The following is a 22,088-nucleotide window of genomic DNA, read 5'->3' as shown; positions in this document are numbered from 1 at the left end:
CGATCAAGGGGGAAACGACATGACAGCGCATTCGTGCGGCAGCAAACCACGCTACAACGAAGTCAACGGCCCGACCGAGCTGGCGGATCTGGCTTCATGCCCGCCTTTCCTGTTCCGCGAGGTGACTTCGCGGGTCTTTCCGATCAGGGCCAACATCGGCCGCCTGTACACGTTCTGCGACCAGTACCTGAACCTCGACATCCCCGACAGGTTGGTGCACTTCCGGCCATCGCTGCCGTACGTGTACATGATGGTCATCAATTACGGCAGCATGTCCGCCGCGTCGGCGCGCGCGCAGAACTTCGGCTGGGTCGCACAACGTGAAGTCACGTTCACGGTGCCGCTCGAACGCTGGGTGCGCGACGAGGCCAACGGCCCCTGGCGGTTCGTGGACTGGGCCTGCGTCTCACCGTTCATTTTCGTCGACGATGCGCTGTCTCTGAGCACCGGGCGGGAAGTCTACGGCTGGCCGAAGGTCCTTGCCGAAGTCAGCGCCGACGTGCCGCTGTGGGCCACCAACCCGCGCGCACCGACACGGCTGTTCTCGCTGCGCACGCCCATCATCGCCGACCTGTACGACGGCGGCGACGAGCACATGCGCGAGTTGCTGCAGGTCGACCGCGACTCGGTTCCCCGCTTCACGGAAATTCCACCCGATCCCGACAACCCGTGGAATCCCTTGTCGGTCCTGGCCGGCAGCGCACGCAACGCATTCGGCCTGATGGAAGAGGCCGCCGACATGCTGGTGCGCGCCAAGGCTCGCGGCTATCGACATGGCTGGGACAAGGCCGCACTGGGGCCCATGTGCCGGGTGGCGGGCCGCAATCTACTGAGCTTTCTGCCGCAGCAGGTCGGTGGCTGGCTGCAGCCGTTGCTCGGGTGGAACCGGCTCGACGCCCCGGACGCCACCGGCCTCGGCGTCGACATGATCACGCTGAAACAGTTTCGCGACACCGGCGATCCCACCCAGGCCTGCTACCAGGCCGTGGTGAGTTCGCGCATGAGCATCGACCGCGTCAATCGCTGTGGCCTGCTGGGCGACTACAACCTGCTGCGCGGAGACCCTTCCGGCGGCTATGCCATCCGCATCCACCGCTATGCGGCGCAACCCATCGTCGACTGCCTGGGTTTGCAGGTCCACCGCAGCGAAGCCAACGGCGGGAACACCGTGGATATTCTGAAACCGACGTTTCCCTTCTGGACCGACGTCGACCTCAGGTACGGGACGGGCGAAACCCTGTGCTGGCGGGCGCAGTGCGCGCATCCGGATGCGCCTTGCACCGACTGGCAGACCGATGCGCCGGCACCGGCCACGGAGACGACTGAACCGGCGGCCCCCCGACCTGCGTCAGATCCTTCGACCGCCGGCAAGGCGGCCAAAGCCGCGACCGGTTTTCTGCTCTACAACACGCTGCAGGGCGCGGGCACCCAGGCCGTCTCGGGTCCCTTCGAGTTTCCCGACCTGACGCTTCAGGTATTTCCGCTCGACGCCGATCCGTCGACGCTCCAGGAGTTCGTCAACGGCTATCTGAACGTTCCACTCGGGAGCGACGAGTCGCACGGCGAGCACCGCTTCGAAGCGACCGGCACGCAGGTCTACGTGCTGGTTTCGACGCTCGGGCCCAAGGGGGGTGGTATGTGGTCCGAGTCGAACGACATCGGGTGGTGGGCCGACAAGGATGTGTCGTTCGCCATTCCCGTCAAGCACTACCAGCGAGCGGCGGGAGCCGCGTCGCAGTGGGCCCTGAAGGACACGGGCCTCGTGACCCCCTTCGCGTTCGCGAACCGCAGCCGCGCCGTGATCTCGGACCGGGAGATCAACGGGCGATCGACGATCTATGCCGAAATCGACGCCGCGGCCGGGTCACGGTTCACCGCCAGCGACGATGCCGAGAACCTGCGCCCGCTGCTGACCGTTTCGACCGACATGTTTCCCGCGTTCTTCATGGGGCAGGAAGCCGAGCGGGACACCTTGATCGAGATCTGCCAGGTCAGCCGGGCAAACGAGACGAGTGCAACGCCCCCGCCGGAAAAAGCCCGGCGCGGCGCCTCTACCCAATCCGGCATTCCGCTGCCCGATTGGCTGGCACTCGCGCCCGATCCGGCGGCACGCTCCCGGAAGAGCCCAGGCCGACCGTCTCTGATGCGCTACAACCTGAAGCAGTACCGCGATGCGCGGCAGGTCGGTCGTGCCTGCTATCAAGCGGTGACCGCAATGCCCTGGTACGTCGAGAAAGGCTATGAACTCGTGTCGATCGAGCCCGGCGTCCAGATCCGTCTTGCGCTGACGCCCGCCTATCCCATCGCGCGAATCCTGGGACTTGCGGTCCAGAGCGAGGAACACACAGGACCGCGGCTGTTCCAGGTTCTCGAGCCCAAGGGCGCATTCCGACTGCGCGTTCACCTGCGAGAAGAACTCGGTCGAACCTTGTGCTGGCGCACCCATGAGGGACGCTGGCTCCCGGGAGACCCGGATTGACCCAACCGGAACGCCGCCCGGGAGGGAACCACGCCCATCGCCGCCCCACCCCGCATTTTCCGTCGTCCTGATGCGCCAGCGAGTGACGTCGTTCCGGCCACCGGCATGAGCCAGGGCGTCGCGCGGGCTCTCGTGCTGGGCGGCACGGGCCACATCGGCAATGCCGTCGTGCGCGAACTGTTGGCATGCGGCGCGAGGGTCACCGTGACCTCCCGGCGTGCGGAGCGGACACCGAACCTCCAGGGGCTGGACATCGACTTCGTCAGGGTCCGCGGCGAGATCCCCCACAAGGCCGGCGATCTGGTTCACGGCCATGATCTCGTCGTCGACGCCGCGGCCCCCTATCCCTTGCGTATCTTCGACCGGGACCGCCCCTGCGGCATGAACCCTTTCGACTACGCGGCCTGCCGGACCGAGGCGTTGATCGCGGCCGCGCGCCGGGCCCGCAGCCGGCTGGCCGTAGTCGGCTCCTTCACGACACTGCCGCGCCCGGGACGGCTAGCGGAACGTATCGAAGCCGGACTGCTCGATCGGCTGCATCCCTATTTCGAGGTCAAGCAGGCGATCGATGCCTCGGTGCTGGGGGCCGCCCGTCGCGGCCTGCAGGGGCTCGTGATCAGTCCCACCGCCGTGCTCGGCCCATGGGACGGGAAGGATCCGGACCTCTGCTTCCTGCCGCTAATCCTCAACGGCCGGCTGCCGTTCGCGAGTACCCGCGTGATCAACGTGATCGATGTCCGGGAGGTCGCGACCGGGCTGGTCCGCGCCGTGCTGAACGGGCGCTTCGGCGCCCGCCAGCCGCTGTGCGGTCATAACCTGCGGCTATGCGAGCTGACCCGGGAAGCCTGCGCGCTGGCCGGCGTCCGCCCGCCGCCACTGTACGGCTCGACCCGATGCGCGGCGGGCCTGGCGCTTTGGGGCGAAGCGGGCTGGGGCGCACTGGGACTGAACTCGCCGGTACCGTCGCTCCCGTCTCTGCTGGCTCGCTACAGCTATCCAATGACACCGGGAACGACGCAGAAGCAGCTCGGGATCGTGCCGCGGCCACTCAGCGAGACTTTACGCGACGCCATCAACTGGTATGCTTCCGCGGGTTATCTGGAACCCGCGCGCACCCTCGACTCCGGGGCCGCGCCCACGCCCTCGGCCTGAGCCAGCGCACCGCGGTGCCGGCTTGCGATCGGGCCGGGCGGGTCACAGTCAGTCAAGTCGATGGTAGTCCAGCATGCATTGCCCGAAGTGTTCCACTGAAGTCCGCCCGGGTCACCGGTTCTGCAGTGCGTGCGGCACCGCGTTGCACAATTTCTGCGCCGCCTGCGGCTTCCTCAACCTGCCGGAGGCCCGGTTTTGCGGCGGCTGCGGACAGCCCCTGGCAGTCGGAGCGGGAGCCGACTCACCGAACTTGGCAGCGGCCACGCTGACCAAGTCCGGCGACGGCGGTACGACGTTCCACGATGAATCCCAGGTCGAGCGACGGCAGCTGACGGTGATGTTCTGCGAGCTGGTCAAGTGCGGAACCTCGGCCGACAGCCTGGACCCGGAAGTGTTGCGCAACCTGCTGCGCGACTACGAACGCACCTGTGCCCGGGTCACCGCCGAGTTCGACGGGTTCGTCGCCCAGTTCGTGGGCGATGAGGTCATGGTGTATTTCGGCTATCCGAAGGCACACGAAAACGACGCGGAGCGGGCCGTCTGTGCCGGACTCAAGATCATCGAAGCCGTGTCCGCGTTGCCGGCTGCCATCAGCCTGCAATGGCGACCCCAGGTCGGGATAGCGACGGGCCTGGTCGTAGTCGGCGATCGCATCGCCAAGGGTGAGAGCTGGGAAGTCGGCGTCGTCGGCGAAACGCCGAACCTCGCGGCCCGCATCGCCAGTGTCGCCCAACCCGGCTCGGTCTACATCGGGTCCCTGACACGTAGCCTGCTGGGGGAGCAATTCGAATACGCCGATGCCGGCCAGCATGCCTTCAAGGGATTCGAGCAACCGGCCCAGGTGTGGCAGGTCGTGTCGCAACGCGCGGTCGACAGCCGCTTCAAGGCGGTGCGCGCGTCGTTCATGACCCGCATGATAGACCGGACGCACGAACGGGCCCTATTGATGGAACGTTGCAACCGGGTCATGGCCGGCGCCGGGCAGGTGGTGCTGATCGGCGGCGAACCCGGCATCGGCAAGTCTCGGCTGGCGCGCGATCTGGTTGACCGGATGCGGACGGAATGGTCCGCCCAGTTGCTCGAGATCCAATGTTCGCCGCTGCACACGAAGAGCGCGTTGTTTCCCATGATCAACACGCTGGAGCACCTGGTGTTCGGCGGCGCGCGGCCGGCGGACACCGCCGCCGCCTGGGCGCGGCTGACGGCCTTTCTGGACAACCATGAAGTGACGCCCGCCGAGGAAGCGCTGCCGCTGTTCGCGAGCCTGTTGTCCATACCCGTCCCCGCGCATCTCACCGCCCCGTTGATGACACCCGAGCGCCAGCGGCGGCTGACCATGCAGTACCTGTTTGCCCTGGTGGCGCAGTTGGCGCGCCGCCAGCCGCTGCTGCTGTTGTTGGAGGACCTGCACTGGGCGGATCCCTCCACGCTGGAGTTCGTCAACTTCATCGTCGAACGCGGCGGCTCGGATTCGCTGCTGGCCCTGTTCACGACGCGCCCCGACTTCACCCCGCCGTGGACCTTCAGGCCTCACGTGACCGTCATTCCCCTGGGCCGACTCGCCGGCCAGGACGCTCAGGCCCTGGCCCGAGAGAGTATCGGCAGCGCCGATCTGGCACCGGACATCGTCGCCGCCGTGGTCGAGAAAACGGACGGCATACCGCTTTATGTCCAGGAGTACGCGCGCGCGATGTCCGATACGCGCGCCGATGGAGCCGCTGCGCGCAGCGGAGCCAACCCGATCCCGACCACGCTGCACGAGCTGCTGCTGGCCCGCCTCGACCGTCTGGGCGACGCCAAGTTTCTGGCGCAACTGGCCGCGATGCTCGGACGGGAGTTCAGCGCGCCGGTGCTGGAAGCGGTCTGGACCGGCAGTTCCGACGCATTCTGGACCGGTCTCAAGCGCATGATCGACGAAGAAGTCGTCAACGCCCATCCCGAGCCCGCGCAGGAAAGCTACATCTTCCGGCACGCGCTGCTGCAGGACGCCGCCTACGAGTCGCTGCTGCGCAGCACCCGGCTGAAGTATCACGGACGGATCGCCGAGACGCTGGAAAACCGGTTCCCGGAAATCGCCAACGCGCAGCCGGAGCTGCTCGCCCACCACTACAGTGCGGCGAAAGCGACCTTCAAGGCCATCACCTGGTGGGAGAAGGCCGGGCAGCGCGCGAACGCGCTGGCCGCGCCCTACGAGGCAGGCCAGCATTTCTCGACCGCGCTGGGCCTGTTGGCGCGACTGCCGCAGGAGATGAACCGCGATGCACTCGAACTGAGCCTGCAACTGCAGCTGGGAATGAGCCTGTCGACCTTCGTTTATACCGCGCCGGAGGCTGGTGCAGCCTTTCAGCGCGCACGGGACCTGTGCGGGCAACTCGGCGATGCGATCGAGCAGTTTCCTGTACTACTGGGCTTGTGGAGCTTTTATCTGGTCCGTGGCGAAATCGACACGGCCATCGGTCTGGCCGAGGACTGTCTGCGCCTCGGCACGGAGCAACGACGGACCGACTGCCTCGCGGAAACCTTCTCCGCCCTGGGGTACGCGTTGATGTACCGTGGTGACTTCCCGGCAAGCGTGGAGCGGCTGCAGGAATGCGTGCGCATTTGCAGCGAGCACGACAAGGTCGATCACTATGCCACGCAGCACCATCCATTGGTCGCCGGTCAGGCGCTGCTGGTGCATCTGGCCTGGCTGACCGGCAACCGCGCCTTGTCGCGCAATGGGCGCATGGACCCGATTGCGACTGCTGAACGGCTCGACCGCCCCTTCGATCGCACCTACGCCTGCTGCTACACGGCCGAGTTGCAGATCATGCGGCGGCGGTACGTCGACGGTGCCCGCTATGCGACCTTGACGCTGGAACTGGCGCACCGCTATGGCTTCACGCTATGGGAGGAGGCCGCGCGGTTCCACCAAGCCATGGCGCTGAACGGTCTCGGGAAAAGTGAGGAGGCCATCCGCCTTTTGGAAAAGTCGCTCGATGCGTGGCACGAGAAGGGCGCCGGCCTGCATCGGGCGTACTTCCTGGCGGGACTTGCGGAGAGTTACCGGGATGCCGGCCGCCACGACGACGCGCTGAGCATGATCGAACAGGCTCGCGAACACGCCGAAGACTTCCACGAGCATTTCTTTCTCGCGGAAATCCTGCGACTGCGCGGTGAACTGCGCGCGCACAAGGAGGGCCCTGGATCACCTGCCGCGCGGGCCGATTTGGAACGCGCCCGGGACTTTGCCGAGCAGCAGGGCGCGCGCTTCTTCCATCTGCGGGCCCTGATCTCGTTGTATCGGTTGGACCACCAGGCCGGGCGCCCGGCCGAGGACCGCGCGGCATTGACGGCGCTGTGCGAGGGATTGACCGCGGGCGGCTTTGCCGAAGAAGTCGACGTGCTGGCGGCAAAGGCATTGACCGAGGAGAGCATCGCGACGTCCGCATGAACGGCGACGGCTCCAGGCGGGGGATGCCCGAGGCGCACGCGATCGCCTAGAAGATCGTCTTGCCGAGTTGCGCGCGCGCGTCGTGCAGGTCGGCCAGCATGTCGCCCGAACTGCCGTGCCCGACGGCTTCGCAGATCGATTCCAGCGCCGCCCGCGACACCTCGGGGCAGCCGCGGGCAATGCACAGCTTGTGCAGGCTGGTCGCAGCCCGGAGTTCGAACATCACGGCTCCCTGGCCCTGGGCAATCTCGATGGCCCGCATCAGGTCAGCCTGCGCCGCCTCATCGTCTCCGGGCTCACTGAGCGCCCGCAATTCGCCGCGAAGCTGGAACAGCAGCGCGTCGTACAGGTGCTCGTTGTGGTGCCGCGCATGTTCGACCGCTTCCTCGATCGTATCGAAGGCAGGACCCAGCATTCCGTTGTTGCGGTAGATCTCGGCCAGATGGCCGAGGAAGAACGAGCGATTGATTTCGCCGCCTGACGCCCGCCAGCCCTGCAGTCCGGTGATCAGCAGGTTGATGGCTTCGCTCCCGCCGCCGCGCAGGCCTTCGGCCACGGCCAGATAGAGGGTGCCAGCCTGCAACCAGACGGCGAACCCATGCTGCTGCGACAATTCGATCACCCGATTCGCCTGATCGACTGCCGCCGCGAGGTTGCGCCGCAGCGTCTCGAGCAGCGCGGCAAAACCGTGCGTGTAGGCCTGGTCGAAAGGGCGTCCGGAGCATTCGGCGCGCTCCAAGGTTTCCCGCATGTAGCGCGTGGCCCCGTTATCGTCCCCGGCCATCCAGCTGATCACGGCCAGCAGGCAACCGTAGGCAATCGCCGGATGCTGGGGCGTCGGATATGTGAACTGCCCGTCGTCGTGGGTCAGGAACAGATCGAAACCCGCGAGCAGCGCCGAACGCGCCGCGCCCAGTTCGCCGGCGAACACCAGCGCATAACCGAGCACGTCGTAACTCCCGATCAGATAATCGACGCGCTGCAGTTCCTTGCCCAGGCGCACGCACTCCTCGGCCAGTTCACGTGCGGTCTGCAGCTTGGACCGCACCAGATAGAACGCGCTGAGCCCCCTCAACACCGGATACAACTCCGCGCTGTCGCCGCGCAAGCGGCAAAGTTCACGCGCCCTATCGTAGGTGGCCTCGACCTCCGCCGCGGCGTACCCGGAACGCATGGACAGGCTGACCCCGGCCTGCACCAGCAGATCCAGCTCCAGACGTTGACGTTCCGCACTTTCGGGGAGCGTCGCGAGCAAGCGCAGTGCATGGGAGAAATGGACGCCGGCTTCCGCGTGCCCGCCCAGTTCGACCGCGCGTCGCCCGGCCCACTCGAGACACCCCACCGCGCGCATCGCCATGTCGCCCCCGGCAAAGTGCTGGGCCAGTGTCTCGGGCTCTGAGGCAGCCAGCTCGGGGAAATCGCGTTCGAGTATGCCCGCGATACGGGCGTGCTCCGCCACCCGCTCCGTGGGTGACAACAGTCCGTACACGGCGTCGCGAATCAAGGCATGCTTGAACACATAGCGACCCGCCGACGACGGGCCCCGGGTCTCCACGAAACCGGCCTGCAGCAGATCGGTCAGTCCGGGTGCCAGCGCGTCCGGAGCGCCGGACCAGGCCGCGGCCAACACTGGCAGCCGGAATTCGTAGCCGAGCACCGCGGCCAGTCGCGCCACCGCCGCACCACTGCCCAGCCGGCTGCGCACCGCGTCCCGCAGCGATCCTGGCTCCGGGATCCGGTCGTCAGCGGTCATGTCGCGCCGTGCACTGGCGGCAACGAGCGCCTTGGTGAATTCCTCGATATACAACGGCAAGCCGCCGCTGCGCGCCAACACCCTGGCGATGGTCGCGGGATCCAGCGTCGCCGGTGCGGCCACCGCAGCCGCCATCGCGGTCGCATCCGCCGTGTCGAGGCGCTCCAGAGCGATCAGGGTGACGTTGCGCTGCAGGAACCAGGCGGGGTTGAAGTCGGCGGGTGCCGTGATCAGCCCCAACACCGGCAGCGAGGCGGCCTGGGTCGCGACAAACGCGACGAAATCCAGCGTCGAGGGGTCGGCCCACTGCAGGTCCTCGATCACCAGCAACAATGGCTTGCCGCCGGCTCGCCGCAGCATCAACGACAACAGCGACTGCTGAATCAGGCGCTGCTGCCGCTCCGGAACATGCGGAGCCCGGGTCGCCTGGCCTGCTTCGGACGGCAGCGGCACGGACAGCAATTGCGCGAACAGCGGCGGCACCTCCGCCAGGTCTTCCAGGGCCAGCTCTGCCAGCAAGCGGCAGATGCCGGACCAGGCGTCCAGCGCTTCCGGAGGACGGCGGCCCGCGAAAAACAGCTGATTCAGACACTGGATCAGTGGATGGTAGGCACTGTCAGTGTGTGCGGGAGAACAACAGAGTTCGATCGCAAACGTGTTATACCGGCCGCCCAGCCACTGCAGGGCTTCCTTGGCGAGCCGTGACTTTCCGACCCCGGCCTCGCCCCGGATCAACACGATCTGTCCCGATCCGTCGTGCAGGCGCGCTGCACAACGGGTCAGCACGGCGCGCTGTTGCGACCGCCCCACCAGAGGAATTGCCAGACTGGGCGGAGCCCGCCGAAGGTGCTCCGGAACCCCTTGATCGTCCGCGAGCCGCCACGCTTCGACCGGTTGCGAAAACCCCTTGACACCCTGCAAACCGAGGCTTTCGCTGACGAACTCAGGGCCCAACAAGGCCCGGGTGGCCGCATCGATCGCAATGCCGTTGGGTCCGCTGAGCGTCTGCAGGCGCGCTGCCAGCTGAGGCGCCTCGCCCACGACCACCCGATCGCCCATACCACCGCCTCGGCCGACGATCACGACGCCGGTCGCCAACCCCACCCGTACCCGCAGCAACAGGCCATGGCCCGGATGCACGTCGCTGACCGCGGCGATCGTGCGTATGGCGGCGCAGACCGCGCGCTGGGCATCGTCCTCACTGACCTGCGGATAGCCGAAATAAGCCAGCACCCCGTCGCCCAGGTATTGCGCAACGTAACCGTCATACTCGGTGATTGCCGTCGCGCACGCCTGCTGATATGCGGCGAGAACCGACCGATAGTCCTCAGGGTCCAGGGCCGTCGCCAGACCGCTGGAATCCACCAGATCACAGAACATCGCCGTGATCTGCCGCTTGCGCTGATCCACTTCGGAAAGCAGGCGCCGGGGTTCCGGAGCCCCGGCGGCACGCGTCGGAGGCGTCTTCAGGACCAGGCCGCAGCCACCGCAGAAGTTCGCCGTGATCTCGTTGGCGAACCCGCAGCGGCCGCAAACGCCGGGCGCCCCCGCCGCCAATTCCCGGCCGCATCCGGTGCAGAAGCGCTGTCCCGGGTGGGACTCCGTTCCGCAGTGCGAACACTTCACTTTCGGTCTCCGTAGGTCAGATGCACAGCAAGCATTGCGTGGTCAGCGGATTCGCCGAACCGCAGTGGACACCGCAAGACGCGGCGGCATGACGACTACCAGAAGGCCGGCAGCTTGCGCTGGATCAGCAACGCCTTGCCGGCGTTCGCGACGTAACCGCCGCTTACCAGATCCTTCATGATCTTGCTGACCATCTCGCGCGAAGAACCGATCCGGCTGGCGATGTCCTGATGACTGGGCCGTTCGACAACCGTCGGGCAGCCGTCGACATCCTCGGCCAATTCGTACAACAGTCGGGACAGGCGGCCGTACACGTCGAACAGGGCCAGGCTGCGCGTGCTTTCGGTCAGGGCCCGGACTCGCCGGGTCAGCCCCTTGATGACCGACGCAGCCGCGTCCGGACGGGCTGCCAGCCAGCTCTTGAAGTCATCTTTCGCAATCAGCCCGCAGACGGTCTTTTCGAGCGTCATGACCGAGGTCGAACGGGGATCGTCATCGAGCAGCGACAGCTCGCCGAAGTAGGATCCCGGTGTCTGTATCGACAAGGTGATCTCCTTGCCTGCCGCGCTGGACAGAAACACCCGCGCCTTGCCGCTTAAGATCACGTAGAGCGGACCGGCCTGATCACCCTCGGTGATCACCACCGCATTCTTTGGAAATGTCCGCACATGAGCCTTGGAGGCCAGGGCCTGCAAGGTCTCCTCCGAAACGTCGCAAAAATACGGGACCTGCCTGAGTCCCGAGATAATGTCTTCCAAGGCCGCCCCCAACACTACACCCCGCTTCGCCGCGAGCGGAATGCTGGCATAAACGCCGCAATGTTTCCACCCGGAGCGAGCTTGCGAGATGAGGAGGATCGCGGGGCACCAACCACGCGATACACGGGAGTCGCAACGGGGCTTCGCCCCGACCGCGTAAGGGAAGCACTTCGCGGGCGCGCCGGTGAATGTTGCCTCACCGGCCTCGGTCAGGGGGAAGCCGTGGCTGCCACCTTGCGCGGCAGCGGCGGCACACCCCTAAGCAGATCGCAAGAGAACTACTTGCGCGCCGCCGGCTTCTTGCCGGCGCTCGGCGCGGCCGCAGCGGATGGCTTCAAGAGACTGTCGACCGTTTTGTCGAGTTCGGCGTACTTGAAATCCGGCAGCACGAAGGTCCAGCCGGCGAACCGCGCGGACAGCTCCGCTGCCTCGGCATTCAGCTTGTCGAGGCGCTGGCGCCGGTCTGCCGCCGGATCGCTGACGGCCAGCGGCGGGCTTGCCGGAGCACCCACCGCCTGCGACAGCGCATCGCCTGCCGGCTTGTTGCCTGTCTTGGCATCGGCTGCCTTCTGCGGTGCTTCATGCTCGGCCTTGGCCTTGGCCTGATCGGCAGCGATCCGGGCATCGGCCAGCGCGGCATCCACTTGCGTGGTCAGTCGGGCCAGCGGCCTGCCGTCCTTTTTCCAGGCATCGAGTTGCAACACCAGTCCGTCGAAAGTCGTGAAGACCGCCGTCGTGACCTGGCCGTTCCCCGGGACCTCCGCATCGCGCTGGGGCATGACATCGGCCAGCATCAAACCTCCCGGAATGGAGGCCAGACGCGCCGGCGCTCCTTCCGCCACCTCCCGCCCCTTCGGGACATCGAGGAGCCGGAAGGTCGTATCGCTTTCCTGCGCCTTCTCGATCCGGACCGTCTTGCCGTCGGGCCGACGCAGCGAGACCTGCCGGATGCGGGCCGCAGGCAGATCCACCATGGCCGTTTCGAGCCAGTCGGTCGGGGCCTTCGCAACCGTCAGTTCCCCCTTCGCGAGCCAGCTCTGCGGCTCATCGGGCCGGCGCACGAAGGTCGCACCGCCGCGGCTGGCCGTCGTGCCGACGATCAACCGCACGGGCTGGCCCAGTCCGTCCAGCGTCAGCAGCACGCCTTTCGCGTCCGTACCCGCTGGCTCGTCGACACCGAGCTCGGCATAGCGCTGCGGATTCGCGGTCTTCGGTTCCAACAAGGCAGCATCGGTCAGCTTCAACAGCAGTTCCCGCAGCTTACCGGTATCGGCCGGGTAATCGCCACGTTCCTTGACGCGCCAGCCCTGACTGCTTTTCGTCAGGGTGACCAGCACCTTGTTTTCCGGACCGGTGATCGTCAGGCCGGTCACGTCGTTGATGTGTCCATGCAGTGCCGGCACGGCGAAGGTCGCCGAGCGATCGGGCTCAGCAACCGGCCGCCGGGCATGATTCAGCGCGACGGCAGCGACAATCGCGAGCACGGCGGCCACGCCGAGCAGGCCAACGGTTCGGGAGTTGATATGCGTCATGACAAAGTCTCCTCAATGCGCCCGCTGCCTGGCATTCCACCAGACGTAACCCACCGCACCGAAAGTCAGCAGGATGGGGATCAACGCGATGTTGATGAACTTCAGCCAGGCGCCCAAGGCCTCGATGTCGCTATCGAGCTGCCGGCGGACTTCACGCAGCTCCTTGCGAATCTCGAGCTTGCGCTTCAGGAATTGCTCGAGCCCGGCCTTCTGCTCGGGGCTCAGCACCAGCGCCTCATCGCGGCTCTTGCCGGTCTGCAATTCAGCCAGCTTGCGCTCGGTGTCGGTCAGTTCCTTCTGCAGCTCCCGCTCCTTGTCGCGGAAGCGGTCGTCGGCCGCCTGCTTGAGCTCCTCGACCTTCGTGAACGGCCGCTGCGATGTCGCACGGCCCCGGATCGAGATCAGGTCGGTCGAGCCGGTCAGGTTGTCGACGGCGTTGACGAAGAAATCGCCGTTGTTGGCGAACGCGTTCATCATGTTCTGCCCGAAGAAGTTCTGCACCCGAACCCACATCCGGTCGCTGAGCAGGTCGGTATCGGCCACCAGCACCACCAGCCCCGGCTCCTTGGCCTCGGTCAGATGGCCCTCACCCTGGCGATCCGGAAAGGCGGTCTTGAAGGTACCCTGCAACCGCGCGGCGATCGTGTAGCGAGCACCCGTGGGCGTAAAACCTTCCCACAGTTCGGTCGGATCCCGGACCAGCTTGACGCGCTGCGCCGGTGCGGTCATCGACTGGGCGCTGGATTCGAACAACGGCACCAGCTTCAGCGCGCTGCCCTGCACCAGTTTGAAATAGCCGGCGCTGGCCACGTTGATCGACTCCAGGTTGGCCGTCACGATGTCGTCGCGATTCAGATCCGGCGCCTTGAGGCCGATGATTCCCGGATGGCGGACGGGCGGCGCCCCGGGCGCCACCCCGACCGGCACGGCACGGGTACGGTCCAGCACGACCTGGTCCGGCGTGTACTCGACTCCCCAGGCCTTGAACAAGGCCGGCAGATCGGACGACTTGTCCGCCAGCATGGCCATGTGGGGATTCGACGGATCGGCGCCGGTCGTGTCCAGTTCGGCGTTCGGGTCGACGAAAGCCAGCAAATGCCCGCCGCGCAACACGAACTGATCGATCGCGTACTGCGCGTCGTCATTGAGCTGCTTGGGATGCACGACCACCAGGACCCCGATGTCCTTGTCGACCGCCTTCAGGGTCGAGCCGTCCAGTTCCTTCACTTCGAACAACTGCGACAGCTCCTGATAGACGCCCCAAGGCTCGCGCATCGAGCGCGTCATCGGATCGAACCCTGCGGCCAGCGGCAGCCCCGACACCAGGCCCACGGCCAGCTTCTTGGGTGCCGCGAGATCGTGGATCAGTTTCGCGACGTCGTATTCCAGAAACGACTCCTTGCCTGGATCGAAGAAAGCGATGACCGCCTGCCCGTCGGTGGCATTGGTGCCGACTAGGCCCAGTGAGACCTTCTCGCCCGACGGCCCCAGCGGGAGGCCCTGTATCCCGGCGGCGGCCGCGCGATCCTCGTCCTCCGAGTACGGCAGCGGATCGATCAGTGTCAGCCGCAGCTTGCCGCCGGCCCGCGCCGCCATTTCCTCGAGCAATTCGTGGACGCGGTTGAAATAGACCCGCAGGGCCCGGATATCCGGCCGGTTGCTGTCCGCCGTGGCCTTGTCGGAGAAATAAAGCGTCAGGTTGAGCGGCTCGTCGAGGTTCCCGAGGATGTTCCGGGTCCCTTCCGACAAGGTGTAGAGCTTATGCTCGGTCAGGTCGAGCCGAGCCCCCCGGAACAACAGGTTGCTCAACAGCACGACGGCGACGAACAGCACGGCGATGAGCGCCAGCGCGCCGCCCGTCAGGGTTTTACGATTGAGTGTCATGGCAGGTTCCCTCCTCAGTCAGCCTTCCGCAAGTCGATGACGATGGCATTGGCATAAAGCCAGAAGCCGATCGTCAGCGCGAAATAAATCAGATCCCGCAAGTCGATCACCCCTTTGGAAATCGCGTCGAAATGGGTCAGGAAGCTGAGGCCGGAGATCGCATCGACGACGGCCTGCGGCGCGAACGAGCGAAAGAAATCGAGCACCAGCGGATAACCTGCCAGCAACAGCAGGAAGCAGACGACGACGGTCAGGATGAACGCGATGACCTGATTGCGGGTCGTCGCCGAGATGCAGGCACCGATCGCCAGGAAGGCCCCGGCCATCAGAAAGCTGCCGATGTAGCTGGTCACGATCACGCCGTTGTCGGGATCGCCGAGGTAATTCACGGTGATCCAGATCGGAAAGGTCAGCGCCAGCGCGACGCCGACGAAAGCCCAGGCCGCCAGGAACTTGCCGAGCACGGCCTGCCACATGGTGATCGGCAGGGTCAGCAGCAGCTCGATCGTCCCGGTCTTGCGTTCCTCGGCCCACAAGCGCATCGCGACAGCCGGCACGAGAAACAGGTAGAGCCACGGATGAAAACTGAAAAACGGCTCGAGATCGGCCTGACCGCGCTGATAGAAGCCACCGAGATAGAACGTGAACGAACCCGACAGCAGCAGGAAGATCACGATGAACACGTACGCGACCGGCGTCGCGAAATAACTGCGCAGTTCGCGCTTGAAAACGGTCAACACGGGATTCATGCGCGGGCCTCCTTGACGTGCGGCTGGGTAATCGTGCGGAACACCTCGTCGAGGCGCCCGGCTTCCAGTTGGAGTTCGCTGACGGCAATGCCCTGTGCCTTCACGACTTCGCTGACCGCAGCGAAGATCGCCTTGCCGGCGCGCGGGAAAGCGGTCAGGCGCTGATCTTGCGGGTCGATTTCGATCGACTCGATGTCCGCCACACTGGTGAGCGCGGCCCGTGCCTGCTCGGCATTGGCCGCCGTCAGGGACACGGCGCCGTGGTACCGCGACCGCGCTTCGAGTTCGGCCGGCGTCGCGTCGGCCAGCAGCTTGCCGGCGGCGATGATGACCGCCCGATTGCAGACTGCATGGACTTCTTCGAGGATGTGGGTCGAGATCACGATGATCTTGTCGCGGGCCATCGCATTGATCAGGGCACGCACCTCGTGCTTCTGATTCGGGTCCAGCCCGTCCGTCGGTTCGTCCAGAATCAGCGCCGGCGGATCGTGCAGGATCGCCTGTGCCAGACCCACCCGCCGCTTGAAACCTTTCGACAGCGTGTCGATGGGTTGCGAGAGGACCTTGTCGAGATGCAGGCGGCCGATCACGTCATCGAGACGGCGGCGGCGCAGATCGCCCGTCAGCCCGCGCAGGTCGGCCACGAACTCGAGAAACACGCGCGGTGTCATCTCGCCGTAGCTCGGCGCCCCTTCGGGCAGATACCCGAGCACGCGCTTTGCTTCGAGCGGCTGTGTTTCGACATCGAAGCCACAAACCCGGGCCGAACCCGACGAAGGCGCCAGGAAGCCGGCGATCATCTTCATCGTGGTCGACTTGCCCGCGCCGTTGGGGCCGAGAAAGCCGAGCACTTGCCCAGGCTGGGCCTTGAACGAAATGTGATCGACAGCAATCAGGCTGCCGTAGTGTTTGGTCAGTTGTGAGGTTTCGATCATCTCCAGTCTACCCTTGTAATCCCTGGTTATCGGCACTACGCCCGAGCGTATTGCGACCGCACATCGCCGAGCCGCCGCGATCCGGGGTTCCGGCGAGCGGGTCAGTGCAGTCTGAAATGGTTTCTAATGGAACATTGCGAACGCGCTACCTGTCGGGCGACCTGCAGCGGTGGCCGTGAACGGCCTGCAGACAACCCAGCCGTGCGCCAGCGGCCGCCGTGTCCCAGGCTGGCCTGCGCGGCCAAAGAGCATAAAAAAAACGATTGCAAATTGTAAAGGGATCAGCCTGATAGGCGATGGCTTGCCGCGCCGCCCGCCATCACCGCCGGCCGCGGGGCGACGACTGGCCTGCACGCGAAATCCCATCCTGCCACGACCGGCGGCACGCGCACATGCGTGAGATTGCCTAAGGCGGGAGCGCCGCCATCGATCATCCTCAAAACCCCTGCCTGGCTTGCCATCCGGTCTTCAGGCTGCGATCCACACGCTTTCTGCGACCGGTATAATCGAGCCGGCACTCCGCTGAACTTCCCGTCAGTCATCGGGATTCCCGCAGCGGCGAGACCGCAATCGACTCACGTTAGGCCAATAGAAACCCCTCCTTCCCCGCTGGCGAGACCCTGCGATGCGCAAAGCCCTGGCATTCCTGGCAAAGGAATATAAAGCGGTACTGCCCCCGACGATCTATTTCCTGATCGTCTTTCACGTCACCGCCTTCACCCGCGGACTGATGATGGAAAGCTACGGCGTCACGCCGGCCGGCTCCGCGGTGGCGACCGTCGGGGCGCTGATCCTGGCCAAGGTGATCCTGGTATTCAACCGGTGTTCCTTCCTGAACCTGTTCGCGTCAAGGCCCATGATCTTCGGCATTCTGTGGAAGACGCTGGTTTTCGGAATACTGGGCTCGATGTTCCAACTGGCCGAGGAATGGGTGCCGCTGCTATTCAAGTTCCGCTCCGCTTCGGTCGCTGCCGAGCATCTGCTGGCGGAGATCGTCTGGCCCAAGTTCTGGGCCAACCATATCGTCCTGCTGCTGTGGCTGCTGATCTACTGCATCGTCGTCGAGATGATACGGGTGCTGGGTGCGACCCGCGTACGGGAAATCTTCCTCGGCACGCCCTCGGCCGCCTCTGCGCGCGAGCGGGCACCGCACGCAAGCTAGCCACTCGGGCGATAGCCGCGTCGGGGCAGACGGAAAAACGGCAAGCGCTTCGCCCGCTCAGGCGAAATCCGGCAGCACGCCGAGCTTGCGCACCGCAACGTCGACTTTCATGCCGAGAAAATCCTCAGTCGCGCCAAACCAGGTGCCGGACAGCGGCAGCGCCTGTTCGGGCCGCCGCGCGATCGCGACCTGGATCAGGTCGAAGCCCCCGGTGATCCGGTTGGTCGGGTCGTAGCTGAGCCAGCCGGCGCCCGGCAGGTAGACTTCCAGCCACGCATGGGTGGCGCCGGATCCGGTCTTGCCATCGACGCCGCCGTCCAGCGCGGAATCGTACAGATACCCCGTTACGAAACGGCAGGCGATGCCGAGCCGCCGCAGCGCTTCGATCATCAGCCAGGCATAGTCGCGGCAGGTACCCGATTGTTTGGCCAGCGTCTCGCCCGGCTTCCGGGTTCCTTCCTCGTCGCGGGCTTCATAGGTGAAGGTGTCGCGGACGGTATCCATCATCCGCTGCAGCACATCTCGGGTATCGCGCCGATCGCCCAAGGTGAAGCTCCTGGCCCAGGCGGACAAGCGGCCGTCGAAGTCCTCATCGCAAGGCTGCAGGTACAACACCAGATCCGTCCACTCGGACGGCGTGTATTGCACCGGAATCGATTCGGCGCGACCGTCTATCGGAAAAGCCTCGACACCCTTCAATCCGAAGTGCACCAGGCGGAACTTGCACGTGAAGATCACCTCTCTCGCCGGCTCGCTGAACTCGATGACCGCGACATTGTTCGAAAGGGTGTCGCTGATCCAGCGGGTGCGGGACGGCACGCTGGTCTTGACTTCGTAGCTGAGAATCCGCCCGCCGTGGTTGCCACGCGGCAGGAAGACGGCCCGGTGTTCGCCGAAAGTCACCGGGTTGGCGTAGGAATAGGTCGTGATGTGCTCGACTTCCAGAACGACGGGCATGATCGGCAACTCCTGGTCGTTGTATTGCGTCGTCGCGGATGGGGCAAGCGGCCGTCCCGCCGACCGCAGCACCACCCACGCCAGCGGAGAGCTCGCACTAACTCCGAATAAGCCTTCCCGATTCGCTCTCCGCTAGCGGGAGCAAGTTCGCCAGAAATCGATCAGGATTTCGCGCACGGCGCTGGCCTGGTTCGAACCGGCCCGATCCGGAGCCGAGGCCGCGGCAATGCGCAGCCACTGCGGCAAATCCACGCGACGATAGGCCATGGCCCAATCGCCGAATTCGCGCCGCGCAACCGGTTCGTCAACGAGGGTGATGACCCGGTGATGACGGGGATCGCGGCAAATTTCTTCGAACAGCGTGCCCACTGTGGCCTGTGGCCCCTCCAGGCACTGCATGAAGTTGCCATCGGCATAGAGCAGCAGCCCGGTTACATCCAACTGCGCGTTCTTCCGACGGGCCCGCGCCAGCAGTTCCTGCAGGGCAGCATCGCTGAAACTGTCGACCGCGGCACTGACGTATACGAGGGAATGCAAGGGTTCCATGACTTCCAACGGACTTACTCAAGACATCGGCCTTCCCGGGCCGGCAGACCCACCAGCGCGTGACGGCGCGGATGCCGCCACGCGCGGAGCGATACGTCCTTCGTTATCGTGCCGCCGAGATCTCGACGCGCCGCGCCTCGGCATTGGAGCCACTGCCAGTCGTGGTACCCGTGATCGTCAGGGGCGGCTTCATATTGATCTTCTCGGCAGCGACCCCCGCTGCCGTTAGCGCGCCCTTGATCGCCTGGGCACGACGCTTCGCCAGCGCCTTGTTGGCCGCGGCGTTGCCGGTCTGATCCGTGTAGCCGGTCAGATCCACCGCCTGGTCCTGTGCCTTCACGGCCGCGGCAACCTGGGCAATGGTCTTCTTGGCCGTATCATCGAGGACGGCGGACCCCACCGCGAAGTAGACCTTTGCCGGCAGCACGGCAACCACCGGGGCGGGCGCGGGGGCTGCCGGCACCAGTGCCGGTTTCGGAGCGGGAACCGGGGCCGGGGCCGGGGCCGGGGCTGTCGCAGCGACCGGCGCCGGAGCGACGGCCACCGGCTCGACGTCCGGCTTGCAGCTCCGTATCGCCATGAATGCCGTCAGTGCAGCAGCGATCGCCAACAGAAAGGGCAACACCTTGCGCAACGATGAAGGGGCTTCCTCGTCGACCGCCTCCAGCGCGGTTCGTCCGGCAGTCCGTGGCATCCCGGCCGGGCGCGGCGCCTTCGTATCCAGCAACGAGCCCAGGCCCAGCACGCCGGCAACGCGTTCGTCCATGGTGCCCTTCAGGAAACCCAACTGCCCGGCAAGCAGTCGCATCAACCCGGAGGCATCGAGGTTTTGCTCGCCGATCAGCTTCTTGAGGAAGCCGAAGAGCAGCGGAGCGGCCATATAGAGCAGGTTTGAACTAGACGAGGATTTCAGGCCAGTCAGGGAGGCGACGGTTCCCGCCAGGGCGGCGGCCTTTTCGCCCAGCAGTCCCTTGACCAGACTCGTACCCAGACCGACCAGCGACTCGGTGCGCGTCCCGCCGGAAAACAACCCGGCCAGATTGCCGAGCAGACCGCTGTCGACGTTCGAGCCCGTCAGCGTCTCCAGCAGGCTGCCGGCGCCGTCGGTTGTGGACCCTTGCTTGACGAGCCCGCCGAGCAAGGCCGGCAGGATCATGCTCAACCCTGCCTGCGTGCCCGCCTTCGATTCGCCGAGATACTCCGAAGCCTGCTTGACGAGTTCGTCACCCAGCGCATCGGTCAGCATTTCCAGAATATTCAAAGCCATGTCGTCCTCCCCCGTTGTCGATTTGATCACCGTTGTCCGGAACGGATACCCGGCTCACCACCCGACGGATATCGCCAAAACCCTTTTGCAGACCTACTCCCGCCCATCGCCATCGTCCTTCGCGGGGACGGCGGCAACCAGCTCAGGCTCGCGCCTGCGACTCCAGCAAGGCGACGAGGTCCGGAGGCAACGCCAGCGCCGCGGCCAGTTCGCGCAGATAGGCGCGTTCCTGCTCGTTGCTGTCGTCGATGACGCTCATGGAAGTCAGATAGATCTCGCGGGCGGCGGCCGGAGAGTCCGCAGCCGCTGCAATGTCGGTGACGCCAAGGGGTTGGCGCAACTCCTGCTGCAGCAGGTCGAGCATCGCGCCTTCGAGGCCCAGGGTCTGCAGCTGCTGTTCGATGCAACGGCGTTCCGCCTCATCGATGTGGCCGTCCGCGCCCGCCGCAGCGATCATCGCCCGCAGCAGCGTCAGACCCCGTTGTTCCGCCGCAGGCCCCGTTAGCTGGTCGACCGACAAGCCCGGATCGCCGACCGGTGCGCTCTGTCCGCGCTGCCATTGCTGATAGGCCTGGTAGGCCAGCCCACCCACGGCGGCCAGACTGCCTAGCTTGAGCGTCGTCCCCGTCAGCTTGCGCCCGGCACCAGTGCCCAACAGCACGGCCAACACGCCGCCGACCGCAGCGCCCTTCCCCAGGCCGGCGAGCATGGCGTCGCGCTCGGGCCCTGACTCCGGAATCTTGAGCTTGGCCTCGGCCAGTGTCCGCCCCTGGCTTACCAGGTCCTGGCCCGACTTCAACAACAGATCGATGATGGAACGCGAATCCATGAAAACCTCCTGTTTCCGAACAATTCGTGGCGCGGCGTCTGCAGCACACCGGTGTTACCGAATGAGCGGTGGACCGCGGAACGCGACACCCTGTGATCACGAAACCGTTTAGACGAGCAGACCCCGGGTCCCGCTCCGGTCAGATGATGACATATTCGACCGAGCAGCGTCGTCGTCCATGAGGCAAACGGACAGCATATAGCGGTCGCAGAGGGAGTCTTTCGCCCCGGGAACGGTGCTGCCGCGCTCTAAAGCCCCTGCCAGCGCAGGAAGGACAAGGCCGATCGCGTCGAGCGCAGGCCGTCGGGAAGAAGGGCCTCAGGTTTCGGCGATCGCACGCCGCCCTTCACTCGCCCGACCACCACGTCATTCCCGCACCAACGGGAATCCAGCGCCTTGGCGGGTGACGGCGGACGGCCGTCAAGCTGGGCCTCAGGGCCCGCAGGTGACCTTCAACGAGCGGATGTTTTGATGGAAACGGAGTTCGCCCAAATGGTGCTCCCGTTTGCCGGGACCAAAGGTCGCCTGCTGGTCGCTGTAGACATCCGGGGTTTCGCCCCAGGACTTGATCGCTTCGCCGTGATACGCGGGACCGGGCTCGGGGTCGACTCGCAAGGCCTCATTCCGGTAGACGGTGACCGAGGCGGCGGGACCGACCACGAGGCTCTCGATCCGGTCGCTCCAGTCGCCGCCGCCGAGTTGGGTCAGTGACGGCAGCACAGCCGGACCTTCAATGCGGACCCGATTGCCGGCGAAATCGGTGCGGTCGAAAACCTCGATCCAGCAATCGCCGGCGGCTGTTGCCGTCGACACGCCGAACCAGAGCAGCGCGGCCAGACAGGCCGTGCCTTTGACGGGGACTTGATGCGGATTCACGATGGCGCCCTCCATCGTCCGAGTCGGTCGCTGTTCGAAGCCGCCGGGCCGGCCGTGGCCGTCCCGGTCAACGCCAGCATGCGAGCTGCGGCGAGCGGCGCGCAATCCGTGCGACTACCGATGCGGAGCCGACCCGCGAAACGGGGCCGA

15 protein-coding genes are annotated in these 22,088 nt (G+C 65.7%); 4 read left to right on the top strand and 11 right to left on the bottom strand.

The features are described from left to right. The first annotated feature begins 19 nt into the window (after positions 1-19). The 3 genes from ACW73L_RS12265 to ACW73L_RS12255 all read left to right on the top strand — a co-directional run bounded on the left by ACW73L_RS12265 (position 20) and on the right by ACW73L_RS12255 (position 7,064). Positions 20-2,479 (top strand): hypothetical protein, encoded by a 2,460-nt coding sequence (locus tag ACW73L_RS12265; protein ID WP_498922346.1) that lies wholly within the window; start codon positions 20-22, stop codon positions 2,477-2,479. Between the two features lie 105 nt (positions 2,480-2,584). Then, positions 2,585-3,631: an NAD-dependent epimerase/dehydratase family protein gene (locus ACW73L_RS12260; RefSeq protein ID WP_498922345.1), complete on the top strand. Its 1,047-nt coding sequence runs from the start codon at positions 2,585-2,587 to the stop codon at positions 3,629-3,631. 73 nt (positions 3,632-3,704) lie between these two features. Then, a complete protein-coding gene (locus ACW73L_RS12255) occupies positions 3,705-7,064 on the top strand; it encodes an adenylate/guanylate cyclase domain-containing protein (RefSeq protein ID WP_498922344.1) in 3,360 nt (1,119 codons plus the stop codon). Between the two features lie 46 nt (positions 7,065-7,110). On the opposite strand, the gene ACW73L_RS12250 is transcribed toward ACW73L_RS12255, so the two are convergent. The 6 genes from ACW73L_RS12250 to ACW73L_RS12225 form a co-directional block, all read right to left on the bottom strand. After that, on the bottom strand, positions 7,111-10,443 hold the full coding sequence (locus ACW73L_RS12250) for an AAA family ATPase (RefSeq protein ID WP_498922342.1): 3,333 nt from the start codon (positions 10,441-10,443) through the stop codon (positions 7,111-7,113). Between the two features lie 95 nt (positions 10,444-10,538). After that, on the bottom strand, positions 10,539-11,201 hold the full coding sequence (locus ACW73L_RS12245) for a Crp/Fnr family transcriptional regulator (RefSeq protein WP_498922341.1): 663 nt from the start codon (positions 11,199-11,201) through the stop codon (positions 10,539-10,541). Positions 11,202-11,479: 278 nt separating this feature from the next. After that, positions 11,480-12,733 carry a DUF4340 domain-containing protein gene (locus tag ACW73L_RS12240; protein ID WP_498922339.1) on the bottom strand — a complete coding sequence of 418 codons (1,254 nt, stop codon included), beginning with the start codon at positions 12,731-12,733 and terminating at the stop codon, positions 11,480-11,482. A gap of 12 nt (positions 12,734-12,745) precedes the next feature. Then, positions 12,746-14,617: a GldG family protein gene (locus ACW73L_RS12235; protein WP_498922338.1), complete on the bottom strand. Its 1,872-nt coding sequence runs from the start codon at positions 14,615-14,617 to the stop codon at positions 12,746-12,748. Positions 14,618-14,631: 14 nt separating this feature from the next. After that, on the bottom strand, positions 14,632-15,366 hold the full coding sequence (locus ACW73L_RS12230; RefSeq protein ID WP_498922336.1) for an ABC transporter permease subunit: 735 nt from the start codon (positions 15,364-15,366) through the stop codon (positions 14,632-14,634). Then, the gene (locus ACW73L_RS12225) at positions 15,363-16,301 is read right to left on the bottom strand and encodes an ABC transporter ATP-binding protein (RefSeq protein WP_498922334.1); all 939 of its coding nucleotides are present in this window, start codon (positions 16,299-16,301) and stop codon (positions 15,363-15,365) included. The genes ACW73L_RS12230 and ACW73L_RS12225 overlap by 4 nt, the downstream gene beginning before the upstream one ends. A 625-nt stretch (positions 16,302-16,926) precedes the next feature. On the opposite strand from ACW73L_RS12225, the gene ACW73L_RS12220 reads away from it, so the two are divergent. Then, positions 16,927-17,463 carry a hypothetical protein gene (locus ACW73L_RS12220; protein WP_498922333.1) on the top strand — a complete coding sequence of 179 codons (537 nt, stop codon included), beginning with the start codon at positions 16,927-16,929 and terminating at the stop codon, positions 17,461-17,463. A 57-nt stretch (positions 17,464-17,520) separates the two neighbouring features. On the opposite strand, the gene ACW73L_RS12215 is transcribed toward ACW73L_RS12220, so the two are convergent. From ACW73L_RS12215 to ACW73L_RS12195, 5 genes are all read right to left on the bottom strand, one after another. Then, entirely contained in the window at positions 17,521-18,420 is a 900-nt protein-coding gene (locus ACW73L_RS12215; protein WP_498922331.1) for a transglutaminase family protein, read from the bottom strand. Between the two features lie 132 nt (positions 18,421-18,552). Continuing rightward, the gene (locus tag ACW73L_RS12210; protein ID WP_498922329.1) at positions 18,553-18,957 is read right to left on the bottom strand and encodes a BLUF domain-containing protein; all 405 of its coding nucleotides are present in this window, start codon (positions 18,955-18,957) and stop codon (positions 18,553-18,555) included. Between the two features lie 112 nt (positions 18,958-19,069). Then, positions 19,070-20,233: a DUF937 domain-containing protein gene (locus ACW73L_RS12205; protein WP_498922327.1), complete on the bottom strand. Its 1,164-nt coding sequence runs from the start codon at positions 20,231-20,233 to the stop codon at positions 19,070-19,072. Positions 20,234-20,375: 142 nt separating this feature from the next. After that, positions 20,376-21,062 (bottom strand): tellurite resistance TerB family protein, encoded by a 687-nt coding sequence (locus ACW73L_RS12200; protein ID WP_498922326.1) that lies wholly within the window; start codon positions 21,060-21,062, stop codon positions 20,376-20,378. A gap of 432 nt (positions 21,063-21,494) precedes the next feature. Further along, a complete protein-coding gene (locus tag ACW73L_RS12195) occupies positions 21,495-21,938 on the bottom strand; it encodes a beta/gamma crystallin domain-containing protein (protein WP_498922324.1) in 444 nt (147 codons plus the stop codon). Positions 21,939-22,088: the final 150 nt, after the last annotated feature.

The organism is Methylolobus aquaticus, from assembly GCF_054172105.1.
Note: the sequence above shows the minus strand (reverse complement) of the source record. Positions and strands in the feature narration are given on the sequence as shown.